Here is a 16,236-nt window from a genome sequence, read left to right as displayed (position 1 = left end):
CTACGCCGCCAGGTTCGTCAGGGCATCGATGTCGGCGATCGTGCGGTCGGCGGCGAGGTAGGAGATGCCGCGGTGCAGGTGCAGTCGGAATTGCTGGGAGACCGTCTCGGCGGTTGGATCCAGGCCGTCGACGATGCAGCGTTCCTCGATCAGCGCGTAGTAGAGGTCGGCCTGCCGCCCACCGAACACCCTCCAGCTCATCTCCACGTTGCTGTCCGCGGGGTGGCGTGTCGCTGGCGGTACGCTCGGTTCCGCGAGCGACCGGCACAGGGCCCATCGGCACAGCACGTTCCAGTGCTCGATGCCGGTGCGTCGCTTCAGCCGGATCAGCTGTTCGCGAGCCTGCTTCGACAGGGTAATCTGCTCAATCGACATTGGTGTCCTCCAGCTCGCCGGGCTCGATCCGCGTCGCATCCGTGGTCTCGTCATGTACGAGCCTGTAGCTACGCCCGATGGAGGGCCGGAGCGCTCTCAGCGCATGTCCGGCAATCTCCTCGTCGGTGGAGAGCAGGATCGTCTGGTGGCTGACCTTCGGGAAGTAGCGGCTGATCAACCCGCGCCGATGCGCCGAATCGAGGCGGCCGAGTGGCGTGTCGATCACGGTCGGGAGGGGACGTCCGGAGGCCCGGGCCAGCCCCCAGAGCACCGCGACGGCGAGTATCTGGCGCTCGCCCGCAGAAAGTCGTTCCGGCGTCACAGACTCGCCGCGGCTTCCGACGAGTTCGATGGCGAATGATTCCGGGTCGATCCGAACGCTGGCGATCAGCGTCTGCTTCCGCGCCAGGTCCAGGAAGCTACGCAGGATCGCGCTCTCGATCCTGGCTGCGTGCTTCCTGACGACCGCCGAACGAAACCGCTTCAGGGTCTCTCGCACCCTGACCGATTGCCCGAGCATCCGCTGCACGTCCTCGTTTGCGAAGCGGTCGGTCATCATGGCGTCGTGGGCGCTCTTCTCGGCCGCGCGGAGGTCCACCAACTCGCGGTCAAGGCGGGCGATCGCCTCGGACCGCGACTCTTGGTCGACCCTGGCCTCGGACAGACGGCGCCGCGCCTCCGCGAGACTGTCGACGAATGGCTGGATACGTTCCGACGGTGGGACGGAGGCGATCGCGCCCTTCACGTCGCCCAGATGCGTCCGCGCGGCGCTCAGCTTCTGCCCGCACGATGAAGCCGCGTCGACGGCGTCGTCGAGGGCCCCGGACATGACGCCGGCGAGCTGACCGCGTGCGCCGCTCGGCACCTCCGGCACTGGTGGGCCATCGACTGGATTGTCGAGAGCACGGCGCTCGATGGCGTCAAGGATCTCGGTCCTGCCGCTGTCGCCTATGTCGGAAGCGAATACGATCTGCCTGAGCGCGTCGCGCTCCGCCGCAACGAGGCCCTCGGCGACCTGCATGCGCCAACGCAGGTCCTGTCGCTCCCAGCGGTCGTGGACGCGCGCCAGAAGCGGTCGCACCATCGCCAGCGGCAGCGTCCCCGCCGCCGTGTCGCGTAGCATCCGTCTCAGGTCGTCGACGCGGGCGGCCGCATCGGCGAGCGAACTTTCAAGCGCGAGCCGTTGCTCCGCGAGACCGCCGCCTTCGCGCCGATAGGACTCTTCGCTCTCGCGCAGCTGGGATTCCAGCCGCTCGATCTCGTTGACGACGGCCGCCTTCCGCTGGACGAGTCCCCGTCGCTCACCTTCGAGGGCTTCGATCCGCACCGCGATCTCGGCCCCGCGGTCTGGCGCCGACGCGTTCGGCGCCTCGCTCCGCTTCCGTCGTTCGAGGAGGACCAGGTCGGCCGTCAGCTGTTCGATGACGTCTAGGCCGAGCAGGTTCTGGATCGCGGTCCGGATTAGGCGCGACGCACCTTCGAGGTCGGCATATGCCTCGATCTTCTCACCGTCGAAGAGAAAGAGTTCCGCGATCCGTGCTGGCATGATCTCCTCGATCAGCTCGGCCCAGTGTTCGGCGGCCAGCGCATCGGCGCGCCCATCGCGGATCACCTCGAAGTTCTCCCTGACGCGGGCGCCACGTACCGACCACGACCGGTGGAGACGGAGCGATCGCTCGCTGCCCTCGGAGACATGGCGGAAGGCGACCTCGATGGCGGCTTCGGGCGTGGTCGCCCGGCGATGGATGGAGCCGCGGAGATAGTCGTCGTATGATCCGGTCCGGTTCGATACGGCGGCGGAAGGTCCGTAGATCCCAAGCTGCAGCGCGTCGAGCAGCGTGGTCTTCCCGGCACCGTTCAGCCCACCGAAGAGTATGATCGGCCTCTGCTGCGATTCCGGAGTGAGGATGGTTGATTGCCGCCCCGCGTAAACACCGAAATCGTGGATGGTAAGCTCGTCGATGATCAAGCGCCGGTCTCCGTTAGCGGGAGTTCGGGCGACGCTGCGAGTTGTTCAGGGGCGAACGCGGCGCGGCGCTCGAGCGCGGCCTCCGTCGCCTCCTCCACGGTGGCGAACGCGTTCCTCCGCAGAGAGCCCTCCAGTTCGCGGAAAAGCCCGGCCCGCCGGGTCATGGTCCTGTGGCGCCGCTCCACGTCGAGCAGCTCCCTGGTGAGCGAGAACAGCGTGTCGTCGTCGACCATCTCCCGGAGCAGCTGCGTGTCGGCGGCGGCGGTGCCGAGATCGTCCGAGATCGGCGGACCCGGGTAGGTCCGCCCGGTCGCGGCGACGTAGATCCCAGGGAGAAGGTCCTCGGTCTCGTGCTTGTCGAACACCCAAAGCCGACGGATCTCGTGCAACTCCTCCGGGGTCACGAGTTCCATGTCCGCCATCTCCGGTGGGCCGTGGAGGCGGATGTGGGTCTGGGCATCCAGCACGCGCCGTAGCCACATCGCGCGCGCGTCCTGCGTGTAGGGGCCGTGGATCAGGCGGTCGTTGTGGAGCTGGAGCGAGCCGTTCATCCGGCGGAAGTCACGCAGGTGGCGGTCATCGCGCTTGCCCGTCTCCTCGCTGCGGACGTCGAGTTCGTCCCGCAGCGCCAGGAGCGGCGTCATCCACTCCTTCTCCTGATCGTTCTGGATCATCGCCTGCATCGACTTGTCCTTGTCGACCAGCGTGCAGACCCAGCAACCGAAGCGGCTGTCGCCGCAGGAGGGAGTCGATGCGTCGATGACGAGCGGACACTCACCATCGGCCGACGCGCCCTGGTACATCGTCAGCAGGTCACGGTTGTCGAAGCCCCACGGGTTCGTGACCTGCATGAGGAACAGCCAGACGTCGTCGTTGGTCCACGTCTCGATCGGTGTGTAGACGTAGGAGTTGGCGAGCGACGCGTTGGGGCTGAGGCCATCGCGGAGGCGACGCCCCTCCAGCTTCTCCATGACCTTGGACCGCGCTCCGGATTCCGCCTTGCGCATGCCGAGCACCACGATGCTCTCGCCGTTGGTGCGCGTGATCTCGCCAATGAAGCGGTTCGAGGGGTCGATCTTGAGGCGCTCGGTGCACCATCGGAACTTCGGTCTCGGTGCCGGATAGCCGCGGCCGATGAGGTTGACCCAGAAGGTGTTTGTCGGATCCGGCGTCAGGCGGTGGGCCTTGATGGGAAGATTGGCCGCCTGCGCCTTCTCGTCGACGAGCCGCAGTGAGCGCGAGACCCAGGCAGCCACTACGGGATTCTCGACAAGCGTGTCGGTCGAGATGACATGCACCTGCTTGTGCCGCTGGTCGGCGGGCAGCGCGGACAGCGCAAGCCAGACCATCTGCAGGGTCGCGGTGGAATCCTTGCCGCCGCTGTAGCCGATGATCCAAGGGATCTCATCGGCGAGGTAGAGCGCGGTGATCTCTTCGACGAGTTCGGCGATCGTCGCCTTGAAGCCGTCTGCGAAGGCGGTGGCGGCCCTCCGTGGGCCGGGTTCACTCGACATTAGTGCTCCTATTATACGCGTCCTCCAGGCGCTGTTCCTCTGGCGAGAGGTCCATGCCGAGGGTGGTCTTGATGAGATTGCCGGTGAGGATGACGTTCTGCGCGCTCTTCACCAGGTTGCCGCCAGCGGTAGCCCTACCTTCCCATTCGGGGGCCTCGCGCCGCCAGTCGATGCGCTCGATGCCGGAAAGTCCCCGCGCCCAGGCTTCGGGACCGCGGTTCAGGGCGGCGTTGCCTGCCCGGCCGAGCGCATGCAGCGCCACCCCGTGCGCATGGATGCACTGGTTTCGGACCTGGCCGGCGGACTTGTCGCCCGCGCGAACCTCGGCCCACGCCGGGAACCTCGAGTAGAGGTCCTTCCAGAACGCGACTGCCTTCTCCAACCGGCCTTCTTCCGGCGAGTTGGCGAGTAGCTGGCTGGTCGCGGTATGGAGCGCGCTGAGCGTGAACAACTTGCGCGACCCCTTCGACAGGCTCGACCGCTCCATGTCCACGAGTTCCTTGAGGTCTGGGACAGAGTCCAGCACGGCGCGCGCCATCGCGGCTTTCTCGTCGCGGTGGTCGTAGAGAACGTTGAGTGAGGACGACGACCGTATCGAGTAGCGGTTGAGGTCCGCGAACATCTGCTGGCACCTGGCCAGCGAGCGGTCGTGGAAGAAAACGACCGCGATCGTCTCGTCGGCAAGCGCGGGACGTTGACGGAGCGCTTGCTCGATCGCGGCCCTGCGGTGCTGACCGTCGTTGATGATGAAGCGCGCCGAAAGGGGGACGTGCAGCGTGCCGACGTCACTCGCGCCGGTTGCCTCGAAGCGCACGTCCGCGTCGATCGAGGCGGTTATCGCCGAGAACACGTAGGAATCGGCATGATCGACTATGTAACGCGCGATTTCCGGCACGCGTCCGCGGTTGAGCTGCCGCTGCGCGCGAAGTTCCGGCGGGTCGATGTCGTCGAACTGGAACAGCATGACGAGCATGCGCAGCGGACACATCGACACATAGTATTCGCGTCCGGCCTGGATCCCGCGGACAGCGGGAAAAACGTAGCTCCCGGCAGTCTGCATCGCTAATCCCCGCTTCCAGCGTCATGGTGGACGTGATAGGCTATGTCTCGACAGACGCAGTGCGTCAATTGGAGAGACGTAGTTTGTCGAATTTTCACGTACCATCGGCACTTTATCTCGACTTCGCGGCGACCACTCCGGTCGATCGGCGGGTCGTCGAACTCGTGATGCGGCTCATGCGTGACGACTTCGCGAACGCCGGGAGCCGCACGCATGAGCAGGGCGTCGCGGCTGCGCGGGAGGTGAGCAGGGCGCGAGAGCGCGTCGCGCGCGAGCTGGACGCCGCGCCGGAGGAGATCGTCTTCACGAGCGGTGCGACGGAGAGCTCCAACCTGGCCATTCTCGGGCTGGCGAAGGCCGAAGGGGGCGAGAGGCGGCACATCGTCACCACCGCGATCGAGCACAGCGCGGTGATCGGGCCGACGGAGGCGCTCGAGCGCGAGGGCTACGACGTGACTAGGGTTCGCCCGGACGTCTCCGGCCATGTCGCCGCCGGGGATGTGCTGCGCGCTGTCCGCCCGGACACGCTCCTGGTGACCGTGATGCACGCGAACAATGAGACCGGCGCTGTCCAGCCGGTCGTGGAGATCGCCGACGCGCTGCCTGAGGGTCCCGCGCTTCACGTCGATGCCGCGCAGACGTTCGGGCGTCTCAGCCACGAACTGGCCCATTCGCGGATCGACCTCGCGAGCATCAGCGGCCACAAGATCTACGCACCCAAGGGGGTTGGGGCCCTGTTGGTGAGGCAGGGCGGGAGTCGCCCGAAACTTGCTCCGATCATGCACGGGGGTGGCCAGGAGCGGGGCTTGCGTCCGGGCACCGTTCCGGTCCCGCTGGTGGCCGGTCTGGGGCTCGCTAGCGAGCTGGCGGGTCTTGAGCGCGAGGAGCGCGAGCTGAAGTGCGCAGCGATCCGGTCGGAAGGGACCGAGGTACTCGGCGCACTCGGCGCGGTCTCGCATGGGGAGCCGGGCCGCACGCTCCCGCACATCCTGGCTGTCGCCTTTCCGGGCGTCGATTCCGAGGCGCTGATGGTCGCGTTGCGCGGTGTGGCTGCCATCTCGAATGGATCCGCCTGCACGTCCGCGCACTACAGGCCGTCGCACGTCCTCGAAGCGATGGGAGTGACGGACGACGTGCTGCGGGGCACCGTGAGAATCTCGTGGTCGCACGAGGTCGGACAGGTGCCCTGGACGGAGATCGCAGCGGTGGTCCGGATGCTTTCCTGAGCGCAGTTGGGTCGGCACCTGCTTCATCAGAACGGGACCGGGGCGAACGTTTCGAAAAGTTCCGTTTCGAGGATCGGGAACAGGTGCGGCAGCGTCCGCGACCGCGCCCAGATCATGTCCGCGATCGCGGCGACGCCCACAGCCAGCGGCCTCACGGACTGATGCTGCTCCGACAGGAGGTGGAGATAGGCGGTGAACGTCCGTATCACCTCGAACTCCGCTCTGACGCGCTCGCGCCGCCGGGGTCCCTCAGACCTGTCGGTCGCAGGCCGCCGTCCGCAAAGTCCGGCGCGAAACCCAGCCACGGTGGCGCCGGACTTGCCGGACGGATCGATCATCTCGAACACGTCGTCGTGCGCGTCGCGGATGTCGCGCAGCCACGCGGCCGCTCCCCCGGGCAGGAAACTCCGGTGACGAAGGGCGCCGAGCCGGATCAGCGAGAGGTCGTGCACGCCATCGAAGGTCACCAGGCGCCCGGCCGCACCTTCGAGGTCGCTCAGTTTGCGTTGCACCGACAGGATCAGCGCGAGCTCTCCCGCCATCCGCTTGTCGATGCTGTGGAGGTTGACGTCGCTGCATAGTCCGAAGGGGCCGATCTCGAATTCGATCATCGCCGCGGCAGCGATCGTCTGCCGCAGGTGACGTCGACCGGCGCGGGAGTAGACGGTCGCGGCCGGGTGGTCCGGCTCGACCCGCAGCACCAACCCGCGCAACTCAGTTGAAGCCGCGCTCGAGGCGTTCGCGCACCAGGAGTTGCCGCACGTGCCGCAGTCCGGCGACGTGGCCGGTGATGAGCTCGAGGGGGGTCAGGCCTTCGAGCGCGTCCTGCGGGAGCCGCAGCCAAAGCGGCAGCAGCGATGCGCGGCCGACGAGCGCGCCCACCGCGCGGTCGACGTCTACGATATGCCGGTGCCGCGTCTCGAGCGCCACGGCGGCGCCGGGCTCGTCACTCCCGATGCCGCAGACGACGACGGCTTCGCGCTCGTCTTCGCTCAGCCCCCAGTCGGCCAGCGCGGCCAGGCTCCGCTGGATGGCCATCCCGTGTTCGACAACCGATGCATCCATATCGTATCCCATTTCATATACCGGGGATATATATACATCATAATTCTGTCAAGCGGCGGGAATCGGACGGCTCAGGAGGGCGGTCGGAGCTTCCGTCTGCTTGCGCTTGACCCACAGGTCGGTCGTCCTCGTCATCTCGATCAGGTCGTCCGGGAAGCAGCGGGACTGGAACGCGACTGCGTCGTCGAAGCCGCCATTCAGCCACTGGTCGTATTCGTCAGGCATCAGCAGCACCGGCATCCTGTCGTGGATCGGGCGGATGGCTTCGTTGCAGTCGGTCATGACGCCGGAGTAGACGGGTCCCCACTCGTCACTGATCCTCCAGAGGCCCGCCCAGGCGAAGATCGGCTGGTCCCCCACGTTGAACCAGGTCCGCGTCTTGGCGCCTTTCGGACCTTCCGCTTCGGCGAAGGCCGTAACCGGGATGAGGCATCGCCACTGCGGCTTCGCCGCCAATCCCTTCCACATCGGCTTGTTCAGGTCGGCCATGTTGTTGACCGGCTTTGGCTTGGCAGTCGGCGACATGCCCTTCAGGCGAAGCGGGAAACCCCAGGCCATCGATTGCAGGACCCGGCCACCTTGACCTTGGCGCACCACCATTCCCGCGTGCCGGGGTAGACCTCCTCGGGGGCGTTGCTCGCCATCGGGTCGGCCACGCCGAAATGGGCGGCGACCTCGGCTGCGCTCTTGCGGACGGTGTACAGGTTGCACATGCTGGCAGCTTAGCACTCCGCTTTCGGCTGTCATCCCGACGCGCTCGGCCGTTTCAGGTTCGCTCGGCGATGAGCCGTCTCAGGTCATGTGTCATGCCTGCGTTGTCGTGGATGTCCGGCGAAATCAGGCGAATGCGCCCTTTGCGGTCGAAGACGAACAGTGTCGGGGTGTGCATCACCTCCGTTTCAGCCGGGTTCGGCGCCGGCTTCACGGAGTATGCCACCCGATATCGCCGGGCTAGCGTCGCCAGCTGGTTCGGGGTGCCCCGAAGCCCGACGACCTGCGGGGCGAACGCTTCGACATACTGCTTGAGGTCGCTCGGTAAGTCCCGTTCGGGATCGACCGTCACGAACAGTGCGCGCACGTCGTCCGCCTCATTCCCGAGTTCCCGCAGGACCTTCGACAGGTTGACCAGCGTGGTCGGGCAGATATCCGGGCACGAAGTGTAACCGAACTCCAGGATGACAACCTTCCCGCGGAAATCCTTGGCCGACACGCTCCTGCTGTCGCGCACGCTCGTCATATCGAAGGACAGCGGCGGGAGCCGGTGCTCCATGTTGACCAGTCGCCAAGCGTCGCCTCCGCAACCTGCGAGCGTGATCGACGTGACGAGAGCCAACGCCGCTTGTCTGATGCGTCGGATCTTAGGCACGCTGCATCACTCGTTCGAGTAGCGCCTCGGCCCTCTCGTCGTTCAGGCGCAGGTTGTTCAGCACGAGGATGGCTCCGATCACGCTCATCATCGATGGTGGGATCCAGAGGATGAGGCCGGCCCACTGCTGATCCTCGAGGCCCGTCATCGCGATGATTCGGCCGCAGATCTCGTAGACCTCGAAGTGATCCTTGGTGCTGAAGGTGACGAGGGCGCCGAGGAGGATCTGGGGCGGTATGATCAAAAGGCAGAGGCAGACTCGTGCGCCGTAGCCGGTCCTGGCGAGTGGCGCTGGTCGGGGATCGAGGATGAGCGCCCAGAAGAGGATACCGTCGATCGTCACGCTCCAGTTCATCACGGTGTAGAGGCGTGGGTCGAGCATGGCGTAGAAGTGCACGGGTGGCGCCGGCCAAAGGTAGATGAGGCCCACGAAGAGGAAGGTGGCGATGGCCGGCTGCTGGACCGCGCCGAGCGTCTGTTGGATCCACCGGCCGCGAAAGCATTTCTTGATCGGCTCAGGCATCCCCCGGGTGATGATCGCGCCAGGATCGCTCAACGCGATGAGGAACGGTCCGGTGTGATGCAGCACGAGATGCTGGAGCCGGTGTATGAAGAACATGTGCTGCGCGGCGTAGTCGATGTAGGTTTGCATCGAGACGTAGATGAGCGCGACGCCGACGAAGAAGGCCGACAGGCGCCACGTGCCGGGTCGTTCCTCGGGAGCGGTGAGCCCCATGCCGCGAACGAACCAGAGCAGCGAGAAGGCGACCGTCAGGAACACGCCCCAGGAGAACTCGTACGGCATCCAGAGCGGAAGGAACGCCGGCAATTCGGTCACCATCGCGAACTGCACGGCGCCTATGGCCACCACGGCTGCGGCCATATGGCGCTGATCCTGCCGCGCAAGCCAATCCCAGGAGCTGCTCAAGCCGCTCATGGAATCGCGATGTCGAAGCGCTGCAGCACGAACGGAACCGACAGCGCCAGCAGGAGCATCGAGACCGCCGCCAGCAGCAGCAGTCGCGCCTGTCGGCGCATGCGCCGACGCAGCGCTGGGTCGACGGGGGCGGGTCTATTAGCGCGAGCGCCGTTCGTCCGGCCATCCGTAACGCTTGCTGCCTCATCTGCGACCTTGGTGGCAAGGTCGTTCACGATGCGGTGTCCTCGTCGATGTCCATAAGGGTCCGGTCCACGGGTGACGTCATCCGCGGCTCGGAGAGGAAGCTGGATCGTGCTTGGTCGGCATTGGGCATCTGGTCTCCCCGATGCGCATTGCCCCGACCGGGGCCATCGGTGGAGGACGTTCATCCCTCGAAAATGGACGCCGCCCAGCACGCGATGACCATCGCCCGATGCAAACCAACTTGGCTGAAATCGAGGCCTAATCGACCTGCCAGACGACGTCGCCCAAGCCTATCAACCCTCTATGGCGAGGGAGCCGTCGGCCGCGCGAATTGTCGGTCGCTTGGTCGCTCCTGTGCGGATTGAACGTGAAGCAGGTCGCAGGACCCGGCCCCGCCGAAATTGGCGGCGACCTCGGCTGCGCTTGCGGACGGTGTATAGGTCGCACAGGCCGACAGCCCAGCACTTCGTGTCTGGCTGTCATCCCGACGCGTTCGGACACAGGGAACCGGCGCAATCAACGATGGATGGAGCGCACGCCATGCGTAGAACCCTCACGCGCCAGGAGCTCTACGACCTCGTCTGGGACAGGGCGATGACCAAGGTGGCCGCCGAGCTCGGCATCTCCGACGTTGCGTTGCGCAAGCAGTGCGTGAAGCACGATGTGCCGGTGCCGAATGCGAGATACCGCGGCTTGGTCAACGCCGGCAGGCCAGCGCCGAAGGTGCCATTGCCGCCGTCGGCTTGCAGCGCCGCGGACAGGATCGTGATCCATTCATACACTCAGCGGCAGCCGGACGAGGTCGTGGCCGCGATCGAGGTCGCGCGTGCGCTGACGGTGCCGGCGCCTCGGCCCGAGAAGGGTGACGGGCTCGTGCGCCGGTCGATCGCGGTTGCTCGTCGCGACACCCTGTCGCTCGATGGGTCGATCCGCTGCCGCGAGCCGGATCTGTTCCGCATCCGGGCGCACCCCGACACGATTGCGGGCGTGGCCGAACTCCTCAACGCGCTCGTCCACGCGGCCCGCGCGAGGGGGTACTCGCTAGCCGCCGGGCGCGAGGGCCTCACGATGGTCGTCGATGGCGAGAAGATCGATTTCTCCGTGAACCAGGTGATCCGCAAGGTCCCCCAACCGAGCGATTCGAAGATCAAGGACTACATGTGGTGGCGCAGGCCCGAGGCCTACGTGCCCACCGGAGAGACGATCCTGGAGATGGTGACCTGGGGCAGCCGCGCTTCGGCGCAGCGCCGCTTCTCCGACCGCGGCGGGCGCACCCTCTTAGACAGGATCGGCGACATCCTCACCTCGTTCGCGGCGCATGCCGCTGGCATGGCTGTTGGACGGCGCGAGGACGAGGCGCGCGCCGCTGCCGAACTGGTCGAACAGTCGAGACGGCGGAGGGCGGCCGAGCTTGCGAAGCACGATAAGGAACGGCGCTCCTATGTGATGGACAAGCTGGGCATCTTCGATGTCCTCGAGCGGCTGAGGCGCATGATCGCTTCGGTCGAGGCTCAGTCGGCGTCTGGCGTCGACCGTTTCCTCGAGACGGCGCGGGACGAATTGACGAGGCTGGAGGGTTCGATCTCCGCGCGCACCATCGCGGCCGAGATCGCGCACTTGCCCGCGTTTGCGGACCTCGTGGGCGCGGCATCGATCCCGAAGTGATCCGCTATCGCGATCGCGCTCCCGGCGACGGCGTGTAGCCTGGACATGACCCTCTGCTTCTCAACGGCCCGGGCTATCCCCACATTATCCGGACGAAGAGGGAACAAACGTCGGCAGGGGACGGCGGGTTCAGCGCGTCCGGATGTTATGCGGGGCGCCGCGCACCTTCGCCAGGTTGAGTTCAAGTTCGATCTCGGCGGACGGGATCCAAACCCCGACGGTGAAGCCCCCCCATACGGTCACGGTGATCTCCGCGGCATCCTTCCTGAACACCTCGCGCTCGAGTGGCGGCTTGAAGCTGTCGTGCAGGTGGAATTCGATCGGGGTCCCGTCCGGCACCTTGCCGTGAACCCTGATGATGATGCGGGTCCAGTCGCGGCTACTCGTCGTCGCGAATTTCGCCGAGATCTGGAACCCGCCCCGCCGGCTCTCTTCACCGAACCGGCCGCGCTGCAGGTCGTCCGGGTATTCGATCTTCCGGGCGAGTCCGGGTGCCGAGCTCGGCTGGCGGTTCCGACCGCGCTTCGTCGACTTTCCCGGAGAGTCCGAGAGAGCGGCGTCGAGTTCCTCGATGGCGCGCCCGAGGCGGCGGCGCAGCTGGACGGCCGGCAGGGAGAGCGACAGGGCCAGCGCCTCGGGCAGCTCGATCCCAAGTCCCGCTCTGTCCGGGGGCGAGGTCTCGAACCGCGTGTTGCTCGCCAGCTGCACGGTGCGCATCACCGTCGCTGCGACCTCTGTGCTGAGCGCGGAATACGCGTCGTCGGACCTGTGGTCGTTTCGCGACGCGAGGATGCCGCCCTTCCGCGCCACCATCTCGATTACCTGGCTCAGGTCCTTCGGCGCGTTCCTAACGTCGGCGCCCTTGGCCGCCTTCGACGCCGCAGCCTTCCAGCAGAGCCACGGGGTCGTTCCGCCGGCGGAGCGGGTGGCGGCCAGGAGGCTCGGCGTCGAAGGGACGGAGCTGGGGTTCTCGACGCTGTGCGAGATCGCCCATCGCCACGCCGTCTCCATCATCGGCGGCACCTCGATGCGCGCCGGCACACTAACGTTGTCGCTGATTGCCGCATTGGCGTCAGCTTCCCGCTCCCTGCGCAGCCGCCACCACAGCGCGGTGGCGTCGACGGGCATGCCCGGCTGGTCCGGCTCCGCCATCCAGGCCTCGACGAGACGCATCCATCGGTTGCGGAAGCCCCCGACCTTCGATGGCTCGATTGGCCATGACTCGTCGATCGCAGGCGAACGGGCGAGGTCGAGGCACGTCTTCGCCACGAGCGCGCCGTAGAGCTTCAGCAGTGGGTCCGTCCGCTGCTGACACAGGACGTTGACGAATTCGCGCGAGAGCGAGCCGGTGCCGGCCGCCAGGTCGTAGAGGAGCACGCCGGCGAGACGGATGCGCTCCCGAATCCGCTCGGGCTCCTCGTTGCCGTCCACGGTCACCATGACGGTGCGGCTGGGGTCGATGCCCACGCCGACCTCCCGTTTGAAGCGGTCACCGTCCGCCACGAGCAGGTTCGCCTTCGCGGCGCAAAGGAACACGATCGTCTGGCGACCCGCGAGCGCGGGCACGCTCTGGCCCAATGTCTCGCCGGTCGTTGACTTGAAACGAAGGTGGAAGCGTCCGGGGCGGACGCGGTAGCACCGCGCGAACTCGCCGTTAGCGAGGGCGAGCTGCGGTTCGTCGCGCTTGTTCGAGTTCAGTGCGGCCTCGTTGCCCCGGTTGAACAGCCGGACGCCCAGGAAGGCTTCCGCCGGCGACAGGTTGTCCTCGCCCGCGACGATGACCGCCACGGACGATTCGTAGGCTTTTTCGGACGGCTTCAGCTCGTTTCCGACGAGGACGATCAGGCCCTCATGCGGCATCGGGGCGCCAGAGAAGCCCGGCACCATCGGAGCGTCCTTCGGACGTCCCGAGGGCGGTGCCATGCTTGCGAGCGCGTCCTTCATGTTCACGATGCGCGGCGAGGCGGAACCCGGCTCGATCCGCAGGAGCGTCTCCTGGTGCGAGCCGGCGCTTTCCCACTCGATCATGTACAGGCCAGGGCTCGCCGGAACCGTGACCGAGTCCGCACCCCGGCCGATCTCGCGCAGGCTGGCGTCGGAGATGCGGATCGCGACGCCCGGGCCTGCGGTCGCTACCAGTTCGACTGCTGAAGGGTGCGGCTCAGCGGACAATGACTTGCTCCCGGCCAGGGTGACGGAAGTCCTGATAGTGTTCTGGCTGGCTGACGACCTCGAGCGTGTAGAGCCCGGGTGCCAGTGCCGGCAGCTGGACCGGATCTGGCCCCGCTGTGATCGGGCCCACGCCGGCGACGGCGCCGTCGCCGTCCTTCAGCACCAGCTCGGTGCCCGGCGGCAGATCGGCGAGCATCGCCAGCGGACCGGCGACGAGGATCGCTGGCGGCACTCCCGCCTGCGCCGCCGGCGCGGAGGCGGTTTGCGCCACGGCACCCGTCACGATTACCGGTCCGGTCTCATCGGGGCGGAATGTCACGTTGGGCAGCTGCCCCGTGTCGGTGTGCGTCGAGATGTTCGCGCGGACGTAGTCCCGCAGGCGGGCGGCCGTCAGCTCGTGGGTGTCGCCCTCCCGGCATCCGCGCAGACCGGTCATGAGTGTGGCGGAGAACGCGCCTCGGATCGGCGCGGTGGCCGTCTCATAGGCCGGAAGGTAGTCCTGCGCGGCGAGCGCGAGGCTCCATGGCATGCTCTTCTCGCCGTCCTGATCGGCGAGTGAGACGGCCTGCATGGTGAGTTGCGATGTCTCGACGCGGCAGCAGTCGAGGAACATCACCACCTCGTTGAAGCGGTGGTTGAGGAGCGATCGGCGCAGGCTCTCGGCAGGCACCAGGCCTGGAGCGAGGTTGCTGCCATTGGGTCGGAAGTCGGTGGCGACGAAACATGTCTCCTCGGCGAGACCGCCGAACGGAACGGCGCGCAGACCGTGCCCGGCAAGAAATATCAGGGCGCGCATGTCCGTCGGCGGCCCACCGAAGGCGGCTTCCTTGGCCTGACGTCCGGCCCGCTCGATCGTGTAGATGATCTCGCTCGCCGCTGGAGGTCTTCCCTGATCCGGCTCGGCTTGGCCCGAGTGGTCGTGATGCCATGCGGGAAGTTGGCCGTTCAGATAGTCGCGAAGCCTTCCCGGATCTGGCTGCGGCCAGGGATGGGTCCAGAAGAACAGGTCCTCCGGCTCGACGCCGCCGCCGGCGTCCTCCAGGGCCCATTCGGCGAAGTCGCACGCGTCGGCGACAGCGCCGTGGAGCTGCGCCTGATAGGTGTGCTGCGGGTATTCGTTGATCCCGACTACGATGGCGATCGACCGCATCGCGCTCAGAACATTGAAAGCACGGTCGCGAGTGTCGCGTGCTCGCTCGAGAAGCCACCGTGGGTGTCGGCCATCGTGACCTCGGCCTGCTGCGCGTGGAGGACGCCCTTGTCCGGTTGCTGGAAGAACGTCGCGATCGATTGGGCATCCTTCAGCTCGGACGGCGTGAGCCACGATGGCGAGGCGAAGCGGGCCATCCCGAGGAGCGGCGTATCGGGATACGGATCCTTGCCGTCGTTCTCGAACAGCCCCGAGACAAGGTAGAGGAGCGAGCTCGGGTAGACGAAGCCCTTGTCGTGCCCGAGCACCGCGTCGCGGCGTTCGAGCTCGTCGCTCATGGTCAGCATGCGGCAGCGCCCGATCTGAGGACCGGCCTTCGCGAGGGCCGTCGCGAAGAGACTCTGCCTAACGGCCGGCGCTAGCAGGAAGAGTTCGACCGGCGACTGCACGCCCGCGTCATGCATCGCCATGAGCAGGTGCGAGGCCCAGATAGATCCCGCGCTGTGTGCCGTGACCACGATCTTCGCGGGTGCCTGCGCCGCCTGCAGCGCGACCAGCGACCCACCGTAGCCGCCTTGGCCGAAATGGTCCGCCGCGTGCTTGACCATCAAACCCCAGACACCGGCCCCCACGATGTCGCCGTAGAACTCGCGGCAGAGTTCCTCCACGATCGTGGCATGGAGGCCATGGTCGCGACGCGAGCGAAAGCGCTTGAAGGTGCGGTAGGCGATCTGCGTCGCGTGGCTCAGGATGAAGGCTGCGACGGACACGGGTCCGCGCCGTTCCGGCGTCCCGTCGGGCGCATTCTCCATCAGCTCGGCCTTGACCGTGCTGTCCAGGCGCTCGAACGACGCCTCTCCACGGGCGGCGTCTGCGGGCGCCAGCGCGGTCCGGCCATCGGCCTTCACGTTCACCACCGCGTCGATGTCGCCGACGGCCTTCTGGAACAGCTTGTCGCCCTTGAGCTCGCCTTCGAATTCCAGCGCCAGCGCACCGTCGCTCTGCGGACCCAGTGCGGCGGCTCGCGTGCCCGGCGGCGTGTCCGGCGCTAGGACACCGGCGAAGGTCGTGAACGGCGCGGTCGGCTCCACCTCACCCATGATACGACGCAGGATCTCCTCGTCGTCGGGCGCGGTCGGCGTCGACCCGCCGCGCGCGTCCACAAGCGGGATGGCCAGCTTCCGCGCGGCGAACGCGATCAGCCTGCGCATGATCGCCTGGTAGAGCCGGTCGTCGCGCGCGAGCGTCTCCCAATCGGAGGCGATCGACTCGAAGGCGCCAGTCCGCCAGACCACGTAGACCTGCGTCCAGTCTTCCCCGAGCGCCCAGCCGTCGGGAACAGGGCCGGACAGCCGGTCGGCGGTGGCGATGCCACTCGGTTCCGGAACGAGACCTCCGTGCAGATGGAGCAACAGCTTCGCCTGAGGCTTGGCGAGCTCCGCGGCCAGCTCGCCCAGCAGCTTGTCCTGGCCCTCGTCAGCGACGCCGTTCCGCGTCAGCACCCGGTAAACCGCCATTCGCTCCCCCCCCGAAGCAAGTAGTCCGATCAGG

At 66.9% G+C, this 16,236-nt stretch carries 16 protein-coding genes; 2 read left to right on the top strand and 14 right to left on the bottom strand.

Annotated elements, in window-relative coordinates:
* The 4 genes from dndE to dndB are packed head-to-tail and all read right to left on the bottom strand — an operon-like array spanning position 1 to position 4,918.
* Complete coding sequence (gene dndE, locus AC4GYY_RS08040) at positions 1-375, bottom strand: DNA sulfur modification protein DndE (protein WP_491119750.1); 375 nt, start codon at positions 373-375, stop codon at positions 1-3.
* A complete protein-coding gene (gene dndD, locus AC4GYY_RS08035; protein WP_491119749.1) occupies positions 365-2,344 on the bottom strand; it encodes a DNA sulfur modification protein DndD in 1,980 nt (659 codons plus the stop codon). Before dndD ends, dndE begins: the two co-directional genes overlap by 11 nt.
* The gene (gene dndC / locus AC4GYY_RS08030; RefSeq protein WP_491119748.1) at positions 2,341-3,858 is read right to left on the bottom strand and encodes a DNA phosphorothioation system sulfurtransferase DndC; all 1,518 of its coding nucleotides are present in this window, start codon (positions 3,856-3,858) and stop codon (positions 2,341-2,343) included. Before dndC ends, dndD begins: the two co-directional genes overlap by 4 nt.
* Entirely contained in the window at positions 3,848-4,918 is a 1,071-nt protein-coding gene (dndB, locus tag AC4GYY_RS08025) for a DNA sulfur modification protein DndB (protein WP_491119747.1), read from the bottom strand. The genes dndC and dndB overlap by 11 nt, the downstream gene beginning before the upstream one ends.
* An 83-nt stretch (positions 4,919-5,001) precedes the next feature.
* On the opposite strand from dndB, the gene AC4GYY_RS08020 reads away from it, so the two are divergent.
* Positions 5,002-6,144 (top strand): aminotransferase class V-fold PLP-dependent enzyme, encoded by a 1,143-nt coding sequence (locus AC4GYY_RS08020; RefSeq protein WP_491119746.1) that lies wholly within the window; start codon positions 5,002-5,004, stop codon positions 6,142-6,144.
* 26 nt (positions 6,145-6,170) lie between these two features.
* Here the strand turns inward: AC4GYY_RS08020 and AC4GYY_RS08015 are convergent, their stop codons facing one another.
* Genes AC4GYY_RS08015 through AC4GYY_RS07985 form a run of 7 tightly spaced genes read right to left on the bottom strand, consistent with a single transcriptional unit; the run spans position 6,171 to position 9,727 of the window.
* Positions 6,171-6,845, bottom strand: coding sequence for a hypothetical protein (locus AC4GYY_RS08015; protein ID WP_491119745.1), 675 nt, complete (start codon positions 6,843-6,845; stop codon positions 6,171-6,173).
* Positions 6,846-6,858: 13 nt separating this feature from the next.
* Positions 6,859-7,209: an antitoxin Xre/MbcA/ParS toxin-binding domain-containing protein gene (locus AC4GYY_RS08010; RefSeq protein WP_491119744.1), complete on the bottom strand. Its 351-nt coding sequence runs from the start codon at positions 7,207-7,209 to the stop codon at positions 6,859-6,861.
* Positions 7,210-7,257: 48 nt separating this feature from the next.
* Entirely contained in the window at positions 7,258-7,767 is a 510-nt protein-coding gene (locus AC4GYY_RS08005) for an SOS response-associated peptidase family protein (protein ID WP_491119743.1), read from the bottom strand.
* Entirely contained in the window at positions 7,740-7,922 is a 183-nt protein-coding gene (locus AC4GYY_RS08000) for a hypothetical protein (RefSeq protein ID WP_491119742.1), read from the bottom strand. Before AC4GYY_RS08000 ends, AC4GYY_RS08005 begins: the two co-directional genes overlap by 28 nt.
* Positions 7,923-7,975: 53 nt before the next feature.
* Positions 7,976-8,542, bottom strand: coding sequence for an SCO family protein (locus AC4GYY_RS07995; RefSeq protein ID WP_491119741.1), 567 nt, complete (start codon positions 8,540-8,542; stop codon positions 7,976-7,978).
* A gap of 25 nt (positions 8,543-8,567) precedes the next feature.
* Positions 8,568-9,512 (bottom strand): cytochrome c oxidase assembly protein, encoded by a 945-nt coding sequence (locus AC4GYY_RS07990; protein WP_491119740.1) that lies wholly within the window; start codon positions 9,510-9,512, stop codon positions 8,568-8,570.
* Entirely contained in the window at positions 9,509-9,727 is a 219-nt protein-coding gene (locus tag AC4GYY_RS07985; protein WP_491119739.1) for a hypothetical protein, read from the bottom strand. The genes AC4GYY_RS07990 and AC4GYY_RS07985 overlap by 4 nt, the downstream gene beginning before the upstream one ends.
* A gap of 511 nt (positions 9,728-10,238) precedes the next feature.
* Here AC4GYY_RS07985 and AC4GYY_RS07980 point away from each other — a divergent pair.
* Positions 10,239-11,363: a hypothetical protein gene (locus AC4GYY_RS07980; RefSeq protein ID WP_491119738.1), complete on the top strand. Its 1,125-nt coding sequence runs from the start codon at positions 10,239-10,241 to the stop codon at positions 11,361-11,363.
* 129 nt (positions 11,364-11,492) lie between these two features.
* Here the strand turns inward: AC4GYY_RS07980 and AC4GYY_RS07975 are convergent, their stop codons facing one another.
* From AC4GYY_RS07975 to AC4GYY_RS07965, 3 genes are read right to left on the bottom strand one after another with little or no spacing between them, the layout of a single operon-like run.
* Positions 11,493-13,535, bottom strand: a complete 2,043-nt coding sequence (locus tag AC4GYY_RS07975) for a pYEATS domain-containing protein (RefSeq protein ID WP_491119737.1) — start codon at positions 13,533-13,535, stop codon at positions 11,493-11,495.
* On the bottom strand, positions 13,525-14,685 hold the full coding sequence (locus AC4GYY_RS07970; protein ID WP_491119736.1) for a caspase family protein: 1,161 nt from the start codon (positions 14,683-14,685) through the stop codon (positions 13,525-13,527). The genes AC4GYY_RS07975 and AC4GYY_RS07970 overlap by 11 nt, the downstream gene beginning before the upstream one ends.
* 5 nt (positions 14,686-14,690) lie before the next feature.
* Positions 14,691-16,202, bottom strand: a complete 1,512-nt coding sequence (locus AC4GYY_RS07965; protein ID WP_491119735.1) for a hypothetical protein — start codon at positions 16,200-16,202, stop codon at positions 14,691-14,693.
* Between the last annotated feature and the right edge of the window lie 34 nt (positions 16,203-16,236).

This window comes from Sphingomonas sp. SP6, from assembly GCF_058313435.1.
This window is presented reverse-complemented; position numbering and strand designations above follow the sequence as displayed.

Bases quoted from the DNA above. Each gene is read 5' to 3' on its own strand.
- dndE (WP_491119750.1), bottom strand. From the start codon at position 375: ATGTCGATTGAGCAGATTACCCTGTCGAAGCAGGCTCGCGAACAGCTG.
- dndC (WP_491119748.1), bottom strand. From the start codon at position 3,858: ATGTCGAGTGAACCCGGCCCACGGAGGGCCGCCACCGCCTTCGCAGAC.
- dndB (WP_491119747.1), bottom strand. From the start codon at position 4,918: ATGCAGACTGCCGGGAGCTACGTTTTTCCCGCTGTCCGCGGGATCCAG.
- AC4GYY_RS08010 (WP_491119744.1), bottom strand. From the start codon at position 7,209: ATGGATGCATCGGTTGTCGAACACGGGATGGCCATCCAGCGGAGCCTG.
- AC4GYY_RS08005 (WP_491119743.1), bottom strand. From the start codon at position 7,767: ATGGCCTGGGGTTTCCCGCTTCGCCTGAAGGGCATGTCGCCGACTGCC.
- AC4GYY_RS08000 (WP_491119742.1), bottom strand. From the start codon at position 7,922: ATGTGCAACCTGTACACCGTCCGCAAGAGCGCAGCCGAGGTCGCCGCC.
- AC4GYY_RS07990 (WP_491119740.1), bottom strand. From the start codon at position 9,512: ATGAGCGGCTTGAGCAGCTCCTGGGATTGGCTTGCGCGGCAGGATCAG.
- AC4GYY_RS07980 (WP_491119738.1), top strand. From the start codon at position 10,239: ATGCGTAGAACCCTCACGCGCCAGGAGCTCTACGACCTCGTCTGGGAC.
- AC4GYY_RS07970 (WP_491119736.1), bottom strand. From the start codon at position 14,685: ATGCGGTCGATCGCCATCGTAGTCGGGATCAACGAATACCCGCAGCAC.
- AC4GYY_RS07965 (WP_491119735.1), bottom strand. From the start codon at position 16,202: ATGGCGGTTTACCGGGTGCTGACGCGGAACGGCGTCGCTGACGAGGGC.